The following is a 21,619-nucleotide window of genomic DNA, read 5'->3' as shown; positions in this document are numbered from 1 at the left end:
GGACTGCTCAGCTCCCGCTACGCATGGCCGTCGAACATGCTGGTGACCGAGCCGTCCTCGAAGACCTCGCGGATCGCGCGGGAGACCAGCGGCGCGATGGACAGGCAGGTGAGCTTGTCGAACTCCCGGTCGGCGGGGATCGGCAGCGTGTTCGTGACGATCACCTCGGCCGCCGAGCAGTTCTTGAGCCGGTCGACCGCGGGGTCGCTCAGGATGGCGTGGGTGGCCGCGATGACGACGCCCGCCGCCCCCTCCTCCATCAGGGCGTCGGCGGCCTTCACGATCGTGCCGCCGGTGTCGATCATGTCGTCCACCAGCACGCACATGCGGCCCTCGACGTCGCCGACCACGCGGTTGGCGACCGTCTCGTTCGGCCGGTCGGTGCGGCGGCTCTTGTGGATGAAGGCCAGGGGTGCGCCGCCGAGCCGGGCCGACCAGCGCTCGGCGACCTTGATGCGACCGGCGTCGGGCGAGACCACGGCGAGGCTCTGGTCGCCGTACTTCTCGCGCACGTAGTCGGCGAGGATCGGCATCGCCATCAGGTGGTCGACCGGACCGTCGAAGAAGCCCTGCACCTGGTCGGCGTGCAGGTCGACCGCGATCAGCCGGTCCGCACCCGCGGTCTTGAACAGATCGGCCATCAACCGGGCCGTGATCGGCTCGCGGCCGCGGTGCTTCTTGTCCTGGCGGGCATAGCCGTAGAAGGGCATGACGACGGTGATCCGCTTGGCGCTGGCCCGCTTGAGGGCGTCGACCATGATCAGGTGCTCCATGATCCACTCGTTGATCGGAGCGGTGTGGCTCTGGAGCACGAAGGCGTCGCAGCCGCGCACCGACTCCTCGAAGCGCACGTAGATCTCGGAGTTCGCGAACTCGTAGGCCGACTGCGGCACCAGCTCGGTGTCGAGCAGCTCGGCCACCTGCTCGGCCAGCACCGGGTGCGCCCGCCCGCTGAAGACCATCAGGTTCTTCTCGGTGGTCTTCTTCCATCCGGTCACGTGCTGCTCCTGAGGTCGCCGGGCGGGTCGTCGCCCGATTCTGCCGCCGGAGTGCCGATCAGCCCAATCCGCCGTCGCCATCGTGAGATCGGTCATGCGAGGCCGCCTGCTCGGCGGCCTCCGCCTGGGGGGTGCCGGCGCGCCGGGTCTGCGCCCAGCCGGGCAGGTTGCGCTGGGGGCCGCTGCTCACGGCGAGCGCGCCCGGCGGCACGTCACGGCGCACCACGGTCCCCGCGCCCGTGCCGGCGCCGTCGCCCACCTCGACCGGCGCCACGAAGGTGTTGTTGGAGGCCGTCTTGGCGTGCCGACCGATACGGGTGCGGTGCTTGGCCACGCCGTCGTAGTTGGCGAAGATCGTGCCGGCGCCGATGTTGGCGCCCTCGCCGATCTCGGCGTCCCCCACGTAGGAGAGGTGCGGCACCTTGGCACCCTCGCCGATGGTGGCGTTCTTGGTCTCCACGAAGGCCCCGATCTTGCCCGCGGCCCCCACCACGCTGCCCGGACGCAGGTAGGAGAACGGACCGACGGTCGCCCCCTCCCCCACCACGGCCAGCTCGCCGTGGGTGCGCACCACCCGGGCGCCGGCGCCGACCTCGCAGTCCTGCAGCGTGGTGTCGGGCCCGACGACGGCGTCCTCGCCGACCACGGTGGCACCGAGCAGCTGGGTGCCCGGCAGGATCGTCACGTCCTGCGCCAGCACCACGTCGGCGTCGATCCAGGTGGTGGCGGGGTCCATCACCGAGACGCCCTCCCGCATCCAGCGCTCGACGATGCGCTGGTTCATGATCCGGCCCAGGTCGGCCAGCTGCTTGCGGTCGTTGGCGCCCTCGGTCTGCAGCCAGTCCTCGATCGGGTAGGCACCGACGGTCAGGCCGGCGTCGCGCGCCAGCTGCACGGCGTCGGTGAGGTAGTACTCGCCCTTGGCGTTGTCGTTGCCGATCTGCGGCAGGGCCTCGGCGAGGAATTCGGCGTCGAAGGCGAGGATCCCGGAGTTGATCTCGCGGATCAGGCGCTGGTCGGCGTCGGCGTCCTTCTCCTCGACGATGGCGAGCACCTCGCCGTCCTCGTCGCGGACCACCCGGCCGTAGCCGGTGGGGTCGGGCACCTCGCCGGAGAGGATGCTGACGGCGCACTGCGCCGCCTCGTGCTCGGCGGCGAAGGCGCTCAGCGACTCCCCCGTGAGCAGGGGCGTGTCGCCGTAGGCCACGAGCACCGTGCCCTGGAGCCGCTCGTCGACGGCCGTGACCGCCTCGACGGCCACCCGGACGGCGTGACCGGTGCCGTGCTGCTCCTCCTGGACCGCGAGCAGCGCGTGCGGGGCCGCCTGCTGGATGTGCGGCCCCACCTGCTCGCGGCCGTGCCCGACCACCGCGACGACGCGGGCCGGCTCGAGCGCGCTGACGGCGACCAGGACGTGCTCGACCATGCTGCGGCCGGCCACGCGGTGCAGCACCTTCATGGTCTTCGACCGCATCCGCGTGCCGCCCCCGGCGGCGAGGACGATGACACTGACGGGGCTGCTCTGGGCGGAGCTCGGGACTCGCGTGGGCACGGGTGGGGTCCTCTGGGGTCGGGGTCCGGCTCACTGTAGTCACGCCGGGTGTCGCACACTGGCGCCGTGCCCGCCTCCCCGCTCGCCGCCCGCCTGCTCGACGCCCAGGTCGCCTGGACGGTGGGCCAGATGACCGGGCCCGGCCTGCCCGACCTGACCGCCGACGTCGTCGACGAGCTGCTGGACGCCGGGACCCGGATCCGCCTCGAGGAGCTGGTCGGGGTCGAGCAGGTGGGCGAGGTGACGCGGCTGCTGGCGCAGCGCGTGCCGCCCAGCACGCTGACCGCCACGCTGGTCGAGGTGCTGGCCGACCGCGCCCACGCCGGGCCCGAGGAGTCGTTCACGCTGGCCGAGGTGGTCGACCGCGACCACGTGGCGGCGCTGGTGGACGCGGGCCTGGCCCGCACCGACCTCGTGCACGCACTGCTCGACGACCTGAGCCACAACCCGCTGGTGGCGGGGCTCGCCGCGCGGTTCGTGGTCCAGGTGGCCACGGGGGTGCTGCAGGCCAACCGCGCGGCGGCCGAGAAGATCCCCGGTGTCGGCGGGCTCGTCTCGTTCGGCGCCGGTGCCGCCGGCAAGGTCTTCGGTGCCGCCGACAAGCAGATCGAGTCGGTCCTCGGTGACACGGCAGGCAAGGGCGCCGGGTTCGCGATGCGCCGCCTCAACGTCGTGGTCGTCGAGACGCTGCGCCACCCGACCACGCGCGAGGCGGTGCTGCAGGCCTACGACCGCTACGCCGACCGGCCGGTCCGGGGCGCGCACGAGGTCGCCGAGCGCGAGGAGGTGCTGGCCGTGGCGGGCACCGTGCAGGACGTCGTCATCGACGCCGCCGTCTCGGCACCGGTCCTCGCGCTCGTCGACGCCGTCGTGGCCGGCCTGTGGGAGACCTACGGCGAGCTGCCGGTGGCGACCCTGGTCGAGGACCTCGACCTCACCCGGGACGACCTCGTGGCCCGCGCGCAGTCGCTGGTGCCGCGGGTGCTCTCCGCCGCGGAGCAGAGCGGTGACCTCGAGCGCATCGTGCGCGCGCGGCTGGCGCCTTTCTACGACTCCCCCGAGCTCGCCGCGGTGCTCGCCGAGGCCTGAGAGCCCTCGACGACGTCGCGGATCCGCCGCAGGCACTGCTCCAGGTTGCGCTGCAGGTCGGCCCGCCGGTCGCGCACGCCCATCAGCGCCACCTCGAAGGCGCGCACGGGGACGGGCAGGTCGAGGCACATCCGCACCTCCTCGGTCAGCAGCGTCCCGTCGGGGTGCGGCTGCGTGCGGTAGCTCCAGCGGGTGAAGTCGCGACCCAGCAGCCGCACCACGAAGGCGAACTCGTCCGGCTCGCGGGCCACGACTCGCGCCGTCGTGCACCACACCCCCAGCCCCCGTCGGTTCCAGCCGCGGAAGCGGTGGGCATCGAGCCAGGTGACCCGGACGCACTCGGGGCTCCACTCGGGGAAGCGCAGCGGGTCCGCCACGACCGCGCGGACCGCGGCGGGGGCGGCGCGCACCACGACCGAGGCCTCGACGGCGTCGTCGCGACGCAGGGGCCGGCTCACCGGGCTCACCGGTAGAACCGGTCGACGAAGCGGAAGGCACCGAGCTCGTGGTCAGCGCGGAAGTGGGCGTGGTCGGCGCGCACCCGGGCGGCCGACTCCACGGCGAAGCCGAGCAGGTCCTCGACGAAGAGCTCCTCGGGGCCGATGGCGGCCAGGATGTCGGGCTCGATGTCGTGGTCGACGAGCCCCGCCTCGTCGGAGAGGGCGTGGGACTGCGCGAGCGACGCCCCGCACACCCGCGCGTAGGTGCGCCACTGCTTCTTCGAGAGGTCGTCGAGGTCGATGCTGTCGCGGTAGGGGGCGCGCTCGCGCGTCATGAAGCTCAACCCGTCCATCTCGACGGCGCCGTAGAAGCGGTCGCCCCGCACGAGGTGCACGCCCTGGGCGTGCGAGATGCGCTCGGCGTTGCCGTCGACCTCGAAGTCCGACGGCGGTACCAGGCCGGCCAGGGCCGAGCGACGAGCCTGCTTGAACTCGATGAGCAGGTCGTCGGTGCCATCGGCGGCCGGGCCCTCGATCATCAGGTAGTAGCGCGGGAGGCCGAGCGAGGCGGTGCCCTGCCCGTGCCGCTCGCAGACGTCCTTGACCCGCATCCCCGCAGCGCGCTCGGGCACCTCGAGGCCGCTCTCGGCGACGAACCGGTCGAGCACCTCCTGGAACTGCGGCACGCGGCTGGTGATCGGCACGTGCTCGTCGTCGGCCCGGAAGCCACGGCGCTGCTCGTCGGCGTACTTGCGGTCCAGCCAGGCCTCGCGATCCTCCAGCGCGGACTCGATCAGGTCGCGGATGATCGCAGGGGCGTTGTCGAGCCGCATCTGCCCTGCCTGCTCGGTGGCGTCGGTGGCGTAGCTGCGCATCGCCTCGATGTAGCCCTCCACGAAGGCCCGGACGATCTTGCGCTGCTGCTTCTCCCCCAGCTGCCCCTCCTCCTCGGCGGCGAGCACGAAGCCCACGGCGCCACGCTTGAGGTCCCAGGTGAAGGGCGCGTAGTAGGCCTCGTCGAAGTCGTTGACGCCGAAGATCGGCACGTTGTCGCGGCTCGGCATCACCCCGAAGTTCTCCGGGTGCACGTCGCCGAGGGTCAGGACGGTCGGCATCTCGGCGTCCTCGCCCGCCATGTCGCGGTAGAACAGCAGGCCGGTGCCGCGGAAGAAGGAGAAGCAGGAGCCGTACAGCTTCTCGAACTTCGCCTCCGCGTCGTGGCTGCGGCTCGAGATGCGGGTCTCGTGGTCCTCGCGGATCGTCTGGCGCACGTGCCGCCGTCGCTCGTGCCCGGTCAGGTGACGCGGCAGGAAGACCATGGCGCCGGCCGCGCGCTGCTGGGCGAGGTCGCGGAACGCGGCCATCCGCGAGAACGGCTGGGGCTCGTCGGCCTCGACGTCGCCCGTGACCCCGCGGGCGACGAGGGCATCCACCAGCTCGGCCTTGGTCATGGCCGAGCGACCGGGCACGTCGTGCTCACGCGCGAGCTCGGTCAGGCGGTCACGGGTCAGGTCGGCGAGCTCGGCAGGCATGCCGGATGTCTACATCACGGTCCAGGTCAGCTCGGCGGCGTCCTGCCGTTCAGCAGGCCCGGCGGACGGCGCGCTGGGCCCGGACCACCTTCTGCTGGGCGGTCTGGAGGCGGGCTCGCTTGACCCGGGGCGGCAGGTCGCTGCGCTTGATCCGCTGCACGCGCTTGCGTGCCTGGGCCAGGTCGGCGCGGGCCTCGCGGCAGGCGCGGCTGGGCCCCGGCGGAGGGGTCGCCCGGGTCACCGTGAACGTACGTGCGGCCGGCGTGGCGTCCGCGGCAGTGCCGTCCGCATCGGTGGCGCGCGCCTCGAACAGGTGCCGGCCGAGCGCCAGGGCCGGCGAGGTCCACGGCGAGGAGCACGGCCCCCAGGCGGCGGCGTCGATGCGGCACTCCAGCGTCGACTGCACCGTGTCGCCCTCGACCGCGAAGGTCGGTGTGGTGTCGGTCGTGGCGCCGCCCTCGGCGGGCCCGGCCAGGACCAGGGTGTCGGCGCTCACGAGCGCGCCGGGCGGCATGGAGCGGCGCACGCGGACCGCCCCGTCCAGCACCCAGGCGACCGAGGCGCGCCCGCCCGCGTCGACGCCCACGTCGAGGAACTCGTCGAAGCCTCCGAAGGTGCCCGTGCGCCCCAGGCGGTGCGTCGTGCTGGCGGTGCCGTCCTCACCGATCCGCACGGCGTGGATGCGGGGGCCCGCGCTCTCAGCCCCTACGAAGCCCACCGTGACCCGACCCGCGGCGTCTGCAGCGGCGTCGAACATCCCGAAGCGCCCGGTGGTCAGGGCGATGGGTCCGAGCGTCGGGCGGACGGCCTCCAGCGCACCGTCGGCGGCCAGCCTGCGGGTGTGCAGCATGGTCACGCCGGTTGCGTCGAGGGCCTGCCACGCCACGGTGGCGCGCCCCTGCGGATCGACGGTCACGACGGCGTCGTCGACGCTGGTGGTGCCGGCGGCCGAGACCACGACGGGCTCCCCGGGGCTCCCGTCAGCGGGCGCCAGCCGGTTGACCCACGTGCGCGGCGAGGGTGTGAAGCCGGTCCAGACGACCGTGGCGGTGCCGTCCGGAGCCACGGCGACCTCGGGGAGGTCGAGCCTCGTGGTCGCTGCGTCCGAGACCGTCGCGGTCGGACCCGGCGTCCCGTCGGCGGCGACCCGCAGGGCACGCAGCGAGGCCTGCCGCTCCTTCCCACCGGCGTCGCGCACCCACGTCACCGTCACCCGGTCCTCGCCGTCCACGGCCAGGGCGGGGCTGCGGACGTAGGCGTAGTCGGGAGCCGGACCCTGCGGCGCGTCCAGGACCACGACCGGGGCCGGCGCCGTGTCGTCCGTGGTGTCGAGCCGGCGCATCTGCAGGGTGTCGTCGGCGGCCTGGAACCCGCCCTCGACGGGCCAGACCACGGTCGCGACCCCGGCCGTGTCGAGGGCGACCTGGGGGCGGTAGGCCATCTCGCCGGCCCGGGAGAGCGTGTGCAGCGCGCCGAGCGTGCCGTCGGGGGCGACGGTGCGCGCCATGACCGACGCTGCGCCTCGGTCGTTGGCCTGCCAGACGACCGTCACCCGGTCCTCGGCGTCGACGACCAGCTCCGGGTAGATGGCGCTGCCGCTGACGTCGGAGTCCGACAGCGTCACCGGCGGCTCGGCCTGGCCGGTGGCGGGGATCTCCACGAGCTTCAGGTCGAAGGCGGCGTCGCGGAACACGACGTGGCGGTCGCCGTCGTCGTCGACGACCATCCGGCTCATGTGCTCGCTCAGCGTGCCCTCCGGGAAGGCGAACGCGCCCGGCTCCCAGCCGATCGTGGCGGAGGCTGTGACGGGGACGAGCGTCACTGCGAGGGCCGACGCGACGGCGGCTCCCGCCAGGCGCAGGGTCAGCGGACGGTTCAACGCAGGGCTCCTCGGTCGGCTGACCGGACAGTAACCGCGCTCACCGACGCGCACGGCGGAATGGACGATCCGGTCGCAGGACCCACCGCACCGGTCGACCACCCGACCTCGACCACGTCGTCCCGCACGAACGCAACGGACCACCCGGCCAGACCGGCGACCACAGCACCGCACCGCTGCAACGCCTCGCCCACCCGCGTCAAGACACACCTGTCACCCTGCGCGACGGTCGCCTCGAGGTCGACCCGGCGACGTGGCCACGACCTGCCTGACCGCGGTTGGCAAGATCTCCGGGTGACCACAGACCTCGAGGGCTACGTGCAGGGCCTCGAACAGCGCCTGCTGGCCGACGGATGCAGCACGCAGCGGGCGACTGTCCCGGGGTATGACGTGCTGGTCGCCCGACGCTCGGACTTCCGTCTGAGCTGGGGACTGACTCGACTGCACACCTTCACCATCGCTGCGGTTCGAGCGCACGTGACCGTGGGGCTGATCCAGGACTTCACCGAGCGGTGCCAGACCTTTGCCACCGACCACAAGGGCGGGCTGCCACGCGGGCTGCAGACCGGTGTCGCCGTGCTCCCCGTGCTCGTCGGCGCCCGGGTCGACCGCCAGGCCGTCGAGTGGGCGAGCAGCCAGCAGCGAGTGAAGTTCGCATGTCTGGCTCGGCCGGTCGTGGTCGATGCCGCCAGCGGCGAGGCCCACGCGTTCCGCGGCACCGCCATGCTGGGCGTGATCTACAGCCGCTTCCTCGTGCAGCGCCTGGCGACGTACGTCCCTGTGGGCTGACCAGCCGACAGATCTGTCGATCCTCAGCGGTGCTGGCGCCGGCTCCCGCCGTGCCAGTCCTCCTGGACGCCGACCTCGTCGTCGTCCACGCCCAGCGCGCGCAGCTGCGGCAGCTCGCGCAGGCTGCGCTTGAGCTCGGCGAAGCCCGGAAAGGTGGCCAGGCCGACGACGTGGTCCCACAACCGGCCGGCGTCCTCGTCCGAGGGCAGCCGGCTGATCACCGGGCCGAAGAACGCCGCACCCTCGGGCGGGGCGATGTGCAGGATCGGCGTGCCGACGTCCTTGCCGGTCAGTGCCAGCGCCTCGTCGGTCTCGGACTGGATCTGGGCGTCACGCGAGGCGTCGTCGAGGTGGTCGACCAGCCCGGCGGGCAGCCCGACGTCGTCGAGCGCCTCGGCGAGCACCCGGCGGGCGACGCCGGGCCGGTGCGTGTCGAAGGTGCCGGGCGCCGAGTCGAAGATGCGCCCCGAGACCGCCGGGTACAGCCGCGCGACGGCGTCGGGACCGTGGTCGTCGCGCACGTGCGCGAACACGCGCAGCAGGTGCAGACCGGCGGTGTGCCCGGCCTCGTACTCGGGAGGGAACTGCGCGTCGTAGTCGACGTGCTTGTTGAGCAGCCGCAGCGAGATGAGGCTCCACTCGACCTGGAGGTCGCGCTGGGACTGCACGGTGCGCACCCACCGGCTGGTCAGCCAGGCGAAGGGGCAGACGGGGTCGAACCAGAACCGGACGTCGCGATCGCTCACCCGGCCAGGGTAGGACCGGCAGAGAGCGCGACGCACGACACCGAGCGTTCGCCGGGTTGACGTCTCCCTGTCGCCCGGGCAACCCTCGCCACGGCCTCGTCGTCCCTACGTTGCGCCCATGCACACCCACCTGCCCTCCCTCTCCCGCCTCGCCGTGCCCGCTGCGACCCTGGCGCTCTGCCTGCCGGTGCTCGCCGCCGCCCCCTCCCTGGCCGCGCCGACGGTCGCCGCCGCCGTCGAGCCGATCGTGGCGCCCGCGGACGACGCCGCGCTCGACCTCGCACCGCTCGGCACCTACCGCACCGGGGTCTTCGACGCCTCGGCCGCGGAGATCGTGCGCTTCCACGCCGCCACCGACCAGCTGTTCGTGGTGAACGCGGAGTCGGGGACGGTGGACGTGCTCGACGCCGGGGACCCGACCGACCCCACGCTCGTCGAGTCGCTCGCGGCCGCGGACGTGGAGGGCCTCCCCGAGGGCACCTCGGCCAACTCGATCGCGATCCGGGCCGACGGGCTCGTGGCGGTCGCCGTCGAGGCGCCGGTCAAGACCGACGACGGCTGGATCGCGTTCCTCGACGCCACCACGCTCGAGTGGCTCGGCGCCGTCCAGGTGGGCGCGCAGCCCGACATGGTCACGATCAGCGACGACGGCGACCGCGCCGTCGTGGCCAACGAGGGCGAGCCGGCCGACGACTTCTCCGTCGACCCCGAGGGCTCGGTCGGCGTCATCGACCTGCCCGAGGGGCTGGCCGCACCCGAGCAGTCGGCGGTCCGCACGGCCGACTTCCACGACTTCGAGGAGGGAGGCACCAGGTCGCTGCCCGAGGACGTCCGCGTTTTCGGTCCCGTCCTCGACGAGGAGCGGCGGGTCTCGACCAACCTCGAGCCCGAGTACGTGGCGCTCGAGCCCGACGGCAGCGTCGCCTACGCCGCGCTGCAGGAGGCGAACGCCGTGGCGGTGGTCGACCTCGACACCGCCGAGGTCACCGAGATCTGGCCGCTCGGGTTCGCCGACCACAGCGTGGCCGGGCACGGCATCGACAGCTCCGACCGCGACGACGCGATCGCCATCGAGCCCCGGCAGCTGAAGGGCATCTACATGCCCGACGGGATCGAGTCCTACGCCGCCGGCGGCAGCACCTACCTGGTGACCGCCAACGAGGGCGACGCCCGCGAGTGGGGCGACTACGTGGAGCCGGCCCGGGCGAAGGACCTCGGCGACGACGGCCTGCCGCCGGTCTGCGAGGACGCGCCGGCCGCCGACCTGCTGGCCGACGCGGACCTCGGCCGGATCAACGTCTCGACCGCGAGCGGCCTCAGCGAGGACGGCACCTGCTACGAGGAGCTGTACTCCTTCGGCAGCCGCTCGTTCTCCATCTGGACCACCGACGGCGAGCAGGTCTTCGACTCCGGCGACGAGTTCGAGCGGGTCACCGCCGAGGCGCTGCCGGAGTTCTTCAACTCCAACCACTCCGAGAGCAACCTCGAGGGGCGCAGCGACGACAAGGGCCCCGAGCCCGAGAACCTGGCGATCGGCCAGGTCGGCAGCCGCACCTACGCCTTCATCGGGTTCGAGCGCGTCGGTGGGCTCGCCGTCTACGACATCACCGCGCCGGCCGACGCCACCTTCGTCACCTACGTGAACAACCGGGACTTCTCGGTCTCCGTCGAGGACGCCGACGACCCCGCCGCCGTCCTCGACGACGCCGGCGACCTCGGCCCCGAGGGCGTCGAGTTCATCTCGGCCGCCGACTCCCCGACCGGACAGCCGCTGGTGGCGGTCGGCAACGAGGTCTCCGGCACCACCACGCTCTTCGGAGTCACCGAGCTGGCTCCGGTGGCCAGCGCCGTCGTCGTCGGCGGCCTGCCCGCGACCAGCCGCTTCGGTGCGCCGCTGCGGCCCACCGTCGCGGTGAGCATGGAGGGCGACGGTCCCGCCCCTGCCGGTCGCGTGGTCGTGCGCGACGGCGCCCGCACCGTGGCCTCGGCCCCCGTCGTCGACGGCGTCGCCCGGCCGGTGCTGCCAGCACGGCTGCGCCCCGCTGCCTACCGCCTGACCGTGGCCTTCGTGCCGGCCGACGCCGGGGCGGTCGCGCCCTCCTCGACGACGCGCTCGCTGCGGGTGCTGAAGGCGCGCACCGCCACCGCCCTGCGCTGGCTCCCCCGGGCGGGCCGCGCCGTCGTGCGCGTGGGCAACACCGACACCGGGGTCGCTCCCACCGGCCGGGTGACGGTGCGGCTCGGCCAGCGCACGCGCTCGGTGAAGCTGACCCGCGGCGTCGCCCGGGTGAGCGTGGGCCGTGGCGTGCAGCGGGTGCGTGCCGTCTACCCCGGCACCGCCGCGTTCGCGCGCTCTGCGTCGCCACAGGTGCGCCGCTAGCTCGCGCCCGCCCGCGGCGGGGGCAGGAGGCGGGGCGCCAATGATTGAGGCGGCACCCGCCAGGGAAGTAGAGGCCGGTGCGCCTCCCACTCCTGACCTCCGCCGTGGTGACACTGCTCCTCGCCGCGGGCCCGTCGGCGTCCCCGACGTCACCCGCGGCGGTCGACGGCGAGCGGGCGGCCGACACCCCCGGCAAGCTCGTGCTCGTGCTCGACTCCTCGGGATCGATGGCCGAGCCCGCCGGCGGCGGGCAGAGCCGGATCGAGGCCGCGCGGACCGCGCTCGGCGAGGTCATCGACACCCTGCCCGAGGAGCAGGAGGTGGCCCTGCGCGTGTTCGGCGCCGAGGTCGAGCTCGCCGGCCAGCCGGGTGCCTGCCAGGACTCCCAGCGCGTGGTGGACCTCGGCACCGACAACCGCGAGGAGCTGCGGGCCGCGGTGGAGTCCTACCGCCCCTACGGCGAGACGCCGACCGGGTACGCCCTGCGCCAGGCCGGCGAGGACCTGGGCGAGGAGGGGCAGCGCAGCATCGTCCTGGTCTCCGACGGCGAGCCCACGTGCGATCCCGATCCGTGCCCCGTGGCCCGGCAGCTGGTGCGCGACGGCGTCGACGTGCGCATCGACGTGGTCGGCCTGTCGGTCTCCGGGGCCGCTCGCGAGCAGCTGCAGTGCGTCGCCGACGCCGGCCGGGGCACCTACTACGACGCGGACGACGTCGAGGAGATCATCAGCGGGCTGACGACGTCCGCGGCGCGAGCGGCGCGCCCCTTCGACCTCACCGGCACGCCGGTGGAGGGCACCGCGACCGAGGCCGGGGCGCCGGTGATCGGGCCGGGACAGTGGCTGGACACCATGCCGGCGGACGGCGCGCTGTACTACCGGCTGCCCCGCAGCGTGCCTGGGTCGACGCTGCACGTCGGCATGGCCACCCGCAGCCGCCCGGACGCCACCGCGGCCTCCGCGCGCCTGACCATCCTGCCCTCCGGCGGCGGCATCTCGTGCGCGAGCGAGGCCAGCATCGGGGTGGTGCTGGGCATGCGCAACCCGCTCCTGCTCGGCGGCCTCTCGAGCGCGGACGAGGACCCCACGGCCCCGTGCAACACCGACGAGGAGCTGCTGCTCGAGATCGAGCACGGCACCGGTGACACCGGACCGCTGACCGGTCAACCGCTCGAGATCGCGGTGCACGAGGAGCCCCCGCTGGCCGACCCGGGCAACCCGCCCGCCGACGTCGCCCTGCTGGACGGCGGCGCCTGGAAGCCCCTGACGCCCGACACCGAGGCCACCGACGTCGCCCCGGGCACCAGCCTGGCCAGCGCGCCGGTGATCGGGGAGGGCACCTGGTCGGCCGACATCCAGCCCGGTGAGGCGCAGGTCTTCGCCGTGCCCGTCGACTGGGGCCAGAACGTGCAGTTCCAGCTCGACACCCGGATCACGAGGGAGGCCGCGGAGGCCGCGGCGGTCGGCAGCGACCTGGGCCTGACCGCCGTCGGGCCGCTGCGTGCCCGGGACGAGGTCGACTTCTACGCCCAGGAGCCACCGAGCTGGACGACGACGGCCTTCGGCAACATCCCCGCCGGGACGCCGTTCCGCACCGGCGCCCGCACCCAGCCGGTGGGCTACGACCACCGCTTCGAGCTCGGCCCGGACGCGGGTAGCTCGGTGGCCGGGCTGCGCTACGTCCAGGTGGCCTACAACGTGCGGGGTGAGGACGCGAACCTGCCCTACACGCTGACGGTCCGGGTGAACGGCGAGGCCGGACGCGGAGCACCGGCCTACGACGAGAGCGCCGGACTCCCGGTGCCCGCCGCCGACTCGCCCCTGGTCGGTGACGAGGTGCCGGAGGGCACCGACCCCGACGACCCCGACGACCCCGACGACACCGCGACCGACGACACCGAGGCGGCCGACGCGGCCGGTGACGACGCCGTCGAGCCGGCGTCCGAGCAGGACGAGGGCTCCGGCCCGTGGCCGATCGTCGGCGGTGCCGCCGGGGCTGCGCTCGTCCTGGCGCTGGTGGCCGTCGTCGTCGCCCGTCGACGCCGAGCGCGCCCCTCGACGGGGCCGGGACGGTAGCGCTTCCCGGATGGGGCTCCGAGGATCGAGCTCCCCGGGTAGGAGTCGAACCTACGTCGCTAGTCCTGATTCAAAGTCAGGCGGGCCCTGCCGGCAGACCAACCGGGGATCGGTGCGGTCAGCCTAGTGTCCGGACTACGCTCCCGCGGGTGGACCTCCCCGTGATGCCGCCGGTGCGCCCGATGCTCGCGAAGGCCGTGAAGGGCGTGCCCGACCCGGCCGAGCACGGAGGCCTCAGCTTCGAGCCCAAGTGGGACGGATTCCGCTGCCTGGTCTTCAAGGACGGCGACGAGGTCGAGCTCACCAGCCGCAACACCAAGCCGCTCACGCGCTACTTCCCCGAGCTCGTCGAGGCGGCACGGCGTCAGCTGCCGGCGCGCTGCGTCCTCGACGGCGAGGTGTACGTGGCGCTGCGCGGCGAGAACGGCATCGACCGGCTGCAGTTCGAGGTGCTGCAGGAGCGCATCCACCCGGCGGCCAGCCGGATCACCATGCTGAGCGAGAAGACCCCGGCCGGCTACGTGGCATTCGACCTGCTCGCGCTCGACGACGAGTCCTACACCGAGCGCCCCTTCGCCGAGCGCCGCGCGGCCCTGACCGAGGCCCTGGCCGGCCTGGCGGGGCAGGGCAGGCCGTTCCACCTCACGCGCACCACCGAGGACCCGGCCGAGGCCGAGCGCTGGTTCGAGCAGTTCGAGGGGGCCGGCCTCGACGGCGTCATCGCCAAGCCGCTCGGCGGGCCGTACGTGGAGAACGGCCGCACGATGATGAAGATCAAGCACGAGCGCACCGCCGACGTCGTCGTGGCCGGCTACCGCGAGCACAAGACCAGCACGCCCGAGCGTCCGCTGCTGGGCAGCCTGCTGCTCGGGCTCTACCGCGAGGGGTCGCTGCAGCACGTGGGCGTCAGCGCCAGCTTCACCGAGAAGCGCCGCGCCGAGCTGATCGAGGAGCTGCAGCCGCTGGTGTGCCCGATCTCCGAGCACCCGTGGGGCGCCTGGCAGGAGTGGGCGATCGCCAACCCCGACCGGGTGCCCGGCACCCAGAGCCGCTGGAGCCAGGGCAAGGACCTCAGCTTCACCCCGCTGCGACCCGAGCGCGTGCTCGAGGTGAAGTACGACGCCATGGAGGGCAGCCGTTTCCGCCACACCGCGCACTTCAAGCGCTGGCGCGAGGACCGCGACCCCGAGAGCTGCGGCTACGACCAGCTGGAGCAGCCGGTGCGCTACGACCTCGCCGAGGTGCTCGAGGGCTAGTGCCGCGTCTCGTAAGTTGTTGATCGGTGGGCGTTCTGAAGGCGTGTGTGCAGCGCAAGGCGCCGACGCGCCGCCATACCGGGTTGTCTCGCAAGCGTCGGCAACGCCGCGATGTGCGTGCCATGGGGACGCGAAGCGTCCAAGAACTTTCGGGACGTGGCACTAGGGTCGGGGCATGGACGACGGCACCCCCGAGACCCCTGGAACTCCCGGCACCGCTGGCATCTCTGGCCGCTACGACGTCGTGCTCCTGGTCGAGCAGGAGCTGACGACGGCCGACGCCGCCCAGGTGCGCTCCCTGCACGAGGGCCTCGAGGACCCGGTCGTCTACCACGTGCTGCTCCCGCTCGACGACGCCGCGGCGCAGATCGAGGCGTCCATGGGCTCGCTCACGACCGGCGAGATGATGCCCAGCGCCGGGCTCGGGCTCGACGCGGCCGACCTCGAGCAGGTGCGCGCCGACGGCGAGGACCGTTCCGAGCGCAGCCTGGCAGCCACCGAGGCCGCCCTGCGCGCGGCGGGGGCCACGCTGGGCACCAGCACCGTCGTCGAGGACTCCCCCATCGACGCGCTGGCCCGGACCGTGAACCAGGTCGACGGCCGCGAGGCCATCATCCTGACCCGCCCCCACGTGGTGGCCGAGTTCTTCCACCTCGACTGGACCTCCCAGGCCCGCCGCCGCATCGGCGTCCCGGTGCTGCACCTGCTCGAGCACGAGACCTTCGACGAGCAGGCCGGCGGCGGCGAGGGTGTCACCGGCGTCTGATCCCGCGCACTGGCTGGTGTCGCGTCTCGTGAGTTGTTGATCGGTGGGCGTTCTGAAGGCGTGTGTGCAGCGCAAGGCGCCGGCGCGCTGCCATACCGGGTTGTCTCGCAAGCGTCGGCAACGCCGCGATGTGCGTGCCATGGGGACGCGAAGCGTCCGAGAACTTTCAGGACGTGGCACTAGGGTCAGGTCGCGTGAAGCTGCGCCGCCGCGACCCCGTGGCCCCCGAGCACGGGCTCGAGCCACCCACCCCCGCGCCCGTCGCCCCACGCGGCGCTCCCCGGGCCACCTACGCCGGGGTGCTCGACGGCCGGCACCTGTGGCTCGCCGTCGCCCTGGCCCCGGGCCAGCTGGCCGTCCAGGACCGTGCCGAGGACGCGACGGAGCCCCTGCCGCTGCCCACCGACCTGCTCGACGACCAGCCCGAGCACCGCTCGGTCCGCACCGACCTCGAGACGCTCGCCCTCACCTCCGCGGCCGGCTACGACCTGGTGCTGGTGGCCCCGGGTGGCCGTGCCCGCCGCATCTGGAGCCCGCCGCTGCCGCAGCGCCGCACCCCGGCGCGTGATGGTCTCTGCTGGGAGGTGCACCGCGACGACGACGGGCTGCTCTCCCTGCACCGCACCGCCGTGCCCGAGCACGTCGAGCTCGCCGCGGTGGAGGTCCTCGCCGAAGGCCTGCGGCTGGCGGTGCACCCACCCGCCGGTCTGGTGCTGCGCGCTGCCGAGGGTGACCACGTGCTGGCCGCGCTGACCGACGGCCTCCTGACCGTCGACGCCGTCGACGGCGTGCCGGCCCAGGTGGCACGCGTGACGACGACCGACGGCCGCCCGGTGCTGCGCCGCGACGACGACCTGCTCAACCCCGGCCGTGGCGCTCCGCTGCCCGACCTCTACTTGCCCGGCTCCAGCGTGCGCGAGCCGGTCGGTGTCGAGCGCCTGCGGCTGCGCTGGACCGACCGGGGGCTGACCGCCCAGGTCCTCGACCCGGCGGCCGCGGGAGGTGGCGCATGAGGATCGCGTACCTGGTGGTCGAGGTGACCGCCACCGACGAGGGCACCCGCGGGGTGCTGGCGCAGGCGCGGGCCATGGCCGAGCACCACGAGGTGCAGGTGGTCAACCTGCTGCGCTCCGGCGAGGCCGCACTCCCGCTGCCCGTGCGCCACCTCGTGGACCTGCGCGACCCGCGCCGACCCGGGGTCGACCCGGCGGTGGCCGACGCGGCGCAGGCCGCGCGCTGGCACCAGCGCCCCTCCGCGCTCGTGCGGGCCGGTTGGGACCGCAAGTTCACCGCCCTCACCGACGCGGCCCTCGAGCACGCCCTCGGTGACCTCGACGTCGACGCGGTGGTCTCCACCTCCCCGGGCCTGCTGGCCGCGGCCGTCGAGCTGACGCCGGCGCACGTCGTCGTCGCCCACCACGACCACCGCCCGTCGGTCGCCCGGACGCCCGAGGCGCTGCTGCAGCACGGGCCGGCGGCCGACGTCGTGGTCGCGCCCACCGAGGTGCACGCCACCTGGCTGCGCGAGCAGCTGGGCGAGGTGGCGCCCGAGGTCGTGGTGCTGCCCGACCCGCTGGACCCCGGCTTCCGCCCGCGGTCCCGGCTGGACCGCCCGGTCATCACCGCCGTGGCCCGCCTGGTGCCCGACAAGCAGCTGCCCAAGCTGGTGGCCGCGTTCGCCGAGGTGGCCGACCAGCTGCCGGGCTGGCGCCTGCGGATCGTGGGTGAGGGTCCGCAGCGCGTCGACGTGGTGCGCCAGATCCGTCGGCACGGGCTGTGGGACCGCGTCGAGGTGGTCACCTCGGTGCCCGACCTTCCGGCCGTGTGGGCCACCTCCGCGGTGTGCGCGATCGCCTCGCGATCCGAGGGCTTCGCGCTGGCTGCGCTCGAGGCGATGGCGGCAGGGGTCCCGGTCGTGGCCTTCGACGCCGCCGCCGGTGCGCGCGAGCTGGTGGAGCACGAGGTCAACGGCCTGCTGGTGGCCCCCGAGTCGGTGGCCGGCCTGGCCGCCGCCCTGCTGCGGCTCGCCGAGGACGAGACGCTGCGCCGACGGCTGGGCCACGCCGCCGCGGTCACCGCCCGGGGGTACGAGGCCGGCGCGCTCGCCGAGCGCTGGACCCGCGTGCTCGGCGACGCCCGCGCGGCGCGCGCCGGCCGTGGCCGGTGGGCGGCACGCGCCGCGGCCAAGCCGCCCCGCGCACCCCGGCCGCAGTCGCCGGAGGGGCTGCACGACGTCGTCGACCGGCTGACGCCGGCCCAGGCACGTCGCGACGCGCTGGCGTGGACCGTGCGTGCCGCCCGCGAGACCGGCGTGCCCTGGTTCGTCGTGCCGCCGCACGGCGACGACGGGCCCACCGTGGTGCTGCCCGCCGTCGCTCGCGACCGGCTGCTCGCCGCGCTCGCCGAGCCCGGCGCTCCCGCCCACCTGAGCCTGCGCGAGCCCGAGCAGCACGGGTGGCCCGAGCGGCGCGGCACCCCCGCGGTGATGGCCGAGCGTCTGCGCGGCGGCCGCACGCCGCTGCTGTGCGTCGAGCCGTGGCCCGTCGGTGTGCTGGGCGACGGCGCGAGCGTCGCCGTCGAGCTGTGGGAGCTCTCGGCCGCGGGGGAGCTGGTGGCGCCGCGGCGCAACCGCTTCGCCGAGTCGGTGCCGCTGGACCGGCTGACCCCCGCGTTGCTCGCCGAGGTGGAGGTCGACGACCTCACCGTGCCGACCCTGCCGCTGCTGGCCACGCCCGCGCTCGACACGTGCCGGTTTCCCGTCGACGTCGTCTACACCTGGGTCGACGGCGCCGACCCCGCCTGGAACGCGGACCGCGAGCAGCGCCTGGCCGGCGTCACCGGCGATGCCGCGCAGACGGCCCAGACCCGGGAGTCCAGCGGCCAGGCGCGCTACCTCGACCGCGACGAGCTGCGGTACTCGCTGCGCAGCATCCACCTCTTCGCACCGTGGGTGCGGCGCATCCACCTGGTCACCGCCGGCCAGGTGCCGGCCTGGCTCGACGTCGACCACCCGCGGATCAACCTGGTGCACCACCGCGACCTGCTGCCCGCCGAGGCCCTGCCCACGTTCAACTCCCACGCCATCGAGACCGGCCTGCACCGCATCGAGGGCCTCAGCGAGCACTTCGTCTACTTCAACGACGACTTCCTGCTCGGACGCCCGGTGCCGCCGGAGCGGTTCTTCTCCCCGAGCGGTCGCAACGCGGTGTTCCCCTCCCCCAGCGTGATCGGGCTCAGCGACCTGCCCGCGGCGCCGCCGTACCTCCGCGCGGCCTGGAACAACCGGGCGCTGCTGGCCGAGCGGTTCGGCGCCACCATCACCCACCACCTGGCGCACGCGCCCTACGCGCACCGGGTCTCGGTGGTCGAGGCGGTGCACGGGGCGTTCCCCGCACAGCTGGCTGCCACGGCGCGCTCGCCGTTCCGGGCCGGCAGCGACGTCTCGACGCTGAGCTCGCTCGCCCAGCACCTGGGGCTGCTCACCGGCGACTCCTTCCTCAGCGAGGCCGACCTGGCGTACGTGAACCTCTCCAACGCCGACGTCGACCGGCAGCTGGAGGAGGTGCTGGAGCGTGGCCAGGACTTCATCTGCCTGGGCGACCACCACGACCACGCGCTGCGGGCCACCGTGCTCGACCGGCTGCTGGCCGAGTTCTACCCGGCCTACTACCCCGTGCCGGCCCCCTGGGAGCGCACCTGATGCTCGGCCGCACCCGACGGCGTCCGCGGCTGCCCGCGGTGGCGGCCCGCTACGCCCGGGTGCTCGACGGCCGCACCCTGTGGATCGCCCTCGAGGAGGCCCCACCCACCGTGACCCTGCGCTACCCCGGCGGCGAGCTGGTGGAGCCCACCGAGTCCGAGGCCGGCGCCGCCGTCGCGCCCGACGACGTCGGGTTGGTGAGCGCGCGGGTGCCGCTGGCGCCGTTGACCGAACCACCGGGTGAGAGCCTGCGCGTGCAGGTGCTGGCGGGCGACGGTCGCCACGCGGCAGCCGTGTCGTGGATCGAGAGCACTGCTCCCGGGCCGGTGCGCGCCGCGATGCCCACCCCCGACGGGGCGTGGCGGTGGCACCTCGGCGCCCAGGACGGCTTCCTGGAGCTCACCCGCGAGCGCCTGGAGCCCCCTCCCGCCACCGCCGTGGTCGAGCGGGTGCTGGCGCACGACGACGGCCGGGGTGCCCGGCTGGAGCTGCGCGACGGTCCCCCGCTGGACGTGCGCGCCTCCGAGCACGACCACCTGGCACCCGGTGAGAGCACCGCTCTCGTCGCGGGCGGCCACGAGCTCGTCCGACGTGTCGACGACCTCCGACGACCACAGCAGGCCGTGCCGCTGCCCCTGCTCGGCGAGGGGCTGCGGATGCGCTGGGACGCCGAGGCCCGGCTGGTCGTCGTCCGGGAGCGCCCGTGAGCCTGCTGCGCGTCACCTTCCTGGTGCCGACCCTCTACGACCAGGGCGGCACCGCGAGCGCCGTCGCCACCCAGGCCTCCGCGCTGGTGCGGCACCCGGCCGTGGCCGGGGTGCACGTCGTCAGCGTGTACCGGCCCACGGACCAGCCGCACTTCACCCTCGACCCGCAGGTCACCACCGAGGCGCTCGTCGACACCCGTGTCGACGACGAGTCGCAGCCCGATCACCCCGACCGGATCACCGACCCGGCCTGGGACCCGACCCTCGACGCGCGGGGCGACCTGGCCGTGCAACGCCACCTGCCGGCCCTGGACTGCGACGTGCTGGTGACGGTGACGCCGGCCCTGCTGGCGCTCGCCGTGGCCTGCCGCCCTCCGGGCGCCGCGCTGGTGCACCAGGAGCACCGCTCCTCCTCGCAGCGGCGGGCGGGCCTCGAGCCCCTGCTCTCCTCGGCTCCCCACGCCGACCTGGTGGCCCTGCTGACCGAGCCGATGGAGCACTGGCTGCGCCACACCCTCGCGGGGCGCGGCGCCACCGTGCCCCGCACGGCCGTCGTGCCCAACGCCGTCCCCCCGGGCTTCCGCCCGCGCTCGCTGCGCGACACCCCCCTGGTGGTGGCCGCGGGGCGGCTGGTGGGTGAGAAGCAGTACCCGCAGCTGGTGGAGGCCTTCGGCCTGGTGGCCGACCGGCTGCCGCAGTGGCGCCTGCGGATCTTCGGCGAGGGGCCCGGCCGGGCTGAGATCGTGCGCACCGTGCGTCGCCTGGGCCTCTTCGACCGCGTCGAGCTGCCCGGCTCCACCACCGACCTGGCCAGCGAGTGGGCCCGCGCCTCGATCTCGGCGATGACCTCGCGCTCGGAGGGCTTCCCCCTGGTGATGCAGGAGGCGATGGCCGCCGGCGTCCCGGTGGTCTCCTACGACTCACCCTCGGGACCGCGCGCCATCATCGAGGACGGCGTCGACGGCGTGCTCGTGCCCCAGGACTCCCCCGCCGAGCTCGCCGCGGCCCTGCTGCGCCTGGCCACCGAGGAGGACCTGCGCCACCGGCTGGGCGAGGCCGCCCGGCACGCCGCCGTGCGCTTCGCGAGCGACGCGGTGACCGAGCGGTGGGTCGCGCTCTACGGCGGGCTCGTGCGGGACGACCTGCCCCCGGTCGAGCCGGCGCTGCCGCAGGACGCCCCACCCCTCGGTGTGGTGCTCCCCGACCCCGCGGAGGTGGACCCCCGCGCCGTGGCGACCGCGGCGGCGCAGCAGGCCGGGCGGATGGCGGGCGTGGAGCTCGCTCGTGAGCACGACCGACTCGTCGTCGCCGCCCCGGACGCACGCGCCTGGCTCGACGCCCTCGCCGACCTGCCCCCGCCGGCCCTGCCCGACTGGCTCTGCCTCGTCGATCCCGGGGGCCGCGGCTGGCCCGAGCGCCGCGGCACCGTGCCGCAGGTGGCCGCGGCGGTGCGGCGGGGCCGTCCGCCCCGGGTGCGGCTGGAGCCGTGGCGACCGCTGGATCCGTCGTCGCGCGAGGCGGTGACGGTCGATCTCGACGGCCCGACCCCGTCTCGACCACGGACCTGACGCCTCGACCCTCGACGGACCTTCGACTTCGTTACCAAAGCAACACCGAAGTGTGGAGATCGCGTGCACCCGACGTCACTCCCCGCGTCCTAATCTTCTCGTCATCCGGAGGAGTCGATCCTCCGAGTGAAGGGACCCGGAC

The 21,619-nt window shown here is 74.2% G+C and carries 16 protein-coding genes and 1 tRNA gene; 10 read left to right on the top strand and 7 right to left on the bottom strand.

Going from position 1 to position 21,619, the window contains the following annotated elements; all coding sequences use genetic code 11:
- Window positions 1–17: 17 nt before the first annotated feature.
- Window positions 18–998 (bottom strand): ribose-phosphate diphosphokinase, encoded by a 981-nt coding sequence (locus ABD948_RS06275; protein ID WP_345263756.1) that lies wholly within the window; start codon window positions 996–998, stop codon window positions 18–20.
- Between the two features lie 58 nt (window positions 999–1,056).
- Window positions 1,057–2,550 (bottom strand): bifunctional UDP-N-acetylglucosamine diphosphorylase/glucosamine-1-phosphate N-acetyltransferase GlmU, encoded by a 1,494-nt coding sequence (glmU, locus tag ABD948_RS06270; RefSeq protein ID WP_345263754.1) that lies wholly within the window; start codon window positions 2,548–2,550, stop codon window positions 1,057–1,059.
- A 66-nt stretch (window positions 2,551–2,616) separates the two neighbouring features.
- On the opposite strand from glmU, the gene ABD948_RS06265 reads away from it, so the two are divergent.
- Window positions 2,617–3,639 carry a hypothetical protein gene (locus ABD948_RS06265; RefSeq protein ID WP_345263752.1) on the top strand — a complete coding sequence of 341 codons (1,023 nt, stop codon included), beginning with the start codon at window positions 2,617–2,619 and terminating at the stop codon, window positions 3,637–3,639.
- Here ABD948_RS06265 and ABD948_RS06260 read toward each other — a convergent pair.
- Genes ABD948_RS06260 through ABD948_RS06250 form a run of 3 tightly spaced genes read right to left on the bottom strand, consistent with a single transcriptional unit; the run spans window position 3,597 to window position 7,490 of the window.
- Window positions 3,597–4,097: an SRPBCC family protein gene (locus ABD948_RS06260; protein ID WP_345263750.1), complete on the bottom strand. Its 501-nt coding sequence runs from the start codon at window positions 4,095–4,097 to the stop codon at window positions 3,597–3,599. The genes ABD948_RS06265 and ABD948_RS06260 overlap by 43 nt on opposite strands.
- Window positions 4,098–4,102: 5 nt before the next feature.
- Window positions 4,103–5,611, bottom strand: coding sequence for a DUF2252 family protein (locus tag ABD948_RS06255; protein ID WP_345263748.1), 1,509 nt, complete (start codon window positions 5,609–5,611; stop codon window positions 4,103–4,105).
- A gap of 49 nt (window positions 5,612–5,660) precedes the next feature.
- The gene (locus tag ABD948_RS06250) at window positions 5,661–7,490 is read right to left on the bottom strand and encodes a hypothetical protein (RefSeq protein WP_345263746.1); all 1,830 of its coding nucleotides are present in this window, start codon (window positions 7,488–7,490) and stop codon (window positions 5,661–5,663) included.
- Between the two features lie 294 nt (window positions 7,491–7,784).
- Here ABD948_RS06250 and ABD948_RS06245 point away from each other — a divergent pair, with 294 nt between their 5' ends.
- On the top strand, window positions 7,785–8,279 hold the full coding sequence (locus ABD948_RS06245) for a hypothetical protein (protein ID WP_345263744.1): 495 nt from the start codon (window positions 7,785–7,787) through the stop codon (window positions 8,277–8,279).
- A 23-nt stretch (window positions 8,280–8,302) separates the two neighbouring features.
- Here the strand turns inward: ABD948_RS06245 and ABD948_RS06240 are convergent, their stop codons facing one another.
- Window positions 8,303–9,025, bottom strand: coding sequence for a mycothiol-dependent nitroreductase Rv2466c family protein (locus tag ABD948_RS06240; protein ID WP_345263742.1), 723 nt, complete (start codon window positions 9,023–9,025; stop codon window positions 8,303–8,305).
- A 118-nt stretch (window positions 9,026–9,143) separates the two neighbouring features.
- Between ABD948_RS06240 and ABD948_RS06235 the strand changes: the two genes are divergently transcribed.
- Both ABD948_RS06235 and ABD948_RS06230 read left to right on the top strand, forming a co-directional pair.
- On the top strand, window positions 9,144–11,405 hold the full coding sequence (locus ABD948_RS06235) for a choice-of-anchor I family protein (RefSeq protein WP_345263740.1): 2,262 nt from the start codon (window positions 9,144–9,146) through the stop codon (window positions 11,403–11,405).
- A gap of 77 nt (window positions 11,406–11,482) precedes the next feature.
- Window positions 11,483–13,480 (top strand): vWA domain-containing protein, encoded by a 1,998-nt coding sequence (locus ABD948_RS06230; protein ID WP_345263738.1) that lies wholly within the window; start codon window positions 11,483–11,485, stop codon window positions 13,478–13,480.
- Window positions 13,481–13,510: 30 nt separating this feature from the next.
- Here ABD948_RS06230 and ABD948_RS06225 read toward each other — a convergent pair.
- Window positions 13,511–13,589, bottom strand: a tRNA-Gln gene (locus tag ABD948_RS06225).
- A gap of 40 nt (window positions 13,590–13,629) precedes the next feature.
- On the opposite strand from ABD948_RS06225, the gene ABD948_RS06220 reads away from it, so the two are divergent.
- From ABD948_RS06220 to ABD948_RS06195, 6 genes are all read left to right on the top strand, one after another.
- Window positions 13,630–14,736 carry an ATP-dependent DNA ligase gene (locus ABD948_RS06220; RefSeq protein ID WP_345263736.1) on the top strand — a complete coding sequence of 369 codons (1,107 nt, stop codon included), beginning with the start codon at window positions 13,630–13,632 and terminating at the stop codon, window positions 14,734–14,736.
- Window positions 14,737–14,911: 175 nt separating this feature from the next.
- Window positions 14,912–15,502 (top strand): hypothetical protein, encoded by a 591-nt coding sequence (locus ABD948_RS06215; protein ID WP_345263734.1) that lies wholly within the window; start codon window positions 14,912–14,914, stop codon window positions 15,500–15,502.
- A 194-nt stretch (window positions 15,503–15,696) separates the two neighbouring features.
- On the top strand, window positions 15,697–16,515 hold the full coding sequence (locus tag ABD948_RS06210) for a hypothetical protein (protein WP_345263732.1): 819 nt from the start codon (window positions 15,697–15,699) through the stop codon (window positions 16,513–16,515).
- A complete protein-coding gene (locus tag ABD948_RS06205; protein WP_345263730.1) occupies window positions 16,512–19,202 on the top strand; it encodes a stealth conserved region 3 domain-containing protein in 2,691 nt (896 codons plus the stop codon). Before ABD948_RS06210 ends, ABD948_RS06205 begins: the two co-directional genes overlap by 4 nt.
- Window positions 19,202–19,909, top strand: coding sequence for a hypothetical protein (locus ABD948_RS06200; RefSeq protein WP_345263728.1), 708 nt, complete (start codon window positions 19,202–19,204; stop codon window positions 19,907–19,909). The genes ABD948_RS06205 and ABD948_RS06200 overlap by 1 nt, the downstream gene beginning before the upstream one ends.
- Entirely contained in the window at window positions 19,906–21,477 is a 1,572-nt protein-coding gene (locus ABD948_RS06195) for a glycosyltransferase (protein WP_345263726.1), read from the top strand. The genes ABD948_RS06200 and ABD948_RS06195 overlap by 4 nt, the downstream gene beginning before the upstream one ends.
- Window positions 21,478–21,619: the final 142 nt, after the last annotated feature.

The sequence above is a fragment of the Nocardioides nanhaiensis genome, assembly GCF_039542785.1.
GTDB classification, from domain to species: Bacteria; Actinomycetota; Actinomycetes; order Propionibacteriales; family Nocardioidaceae; genus Nocardioides; species Nocardioides nanhaiensis.
Note: the sequence above shows the minus strand (reverse complement) of the source record. Positions and strands in the feature narration are given on the sequence as shown.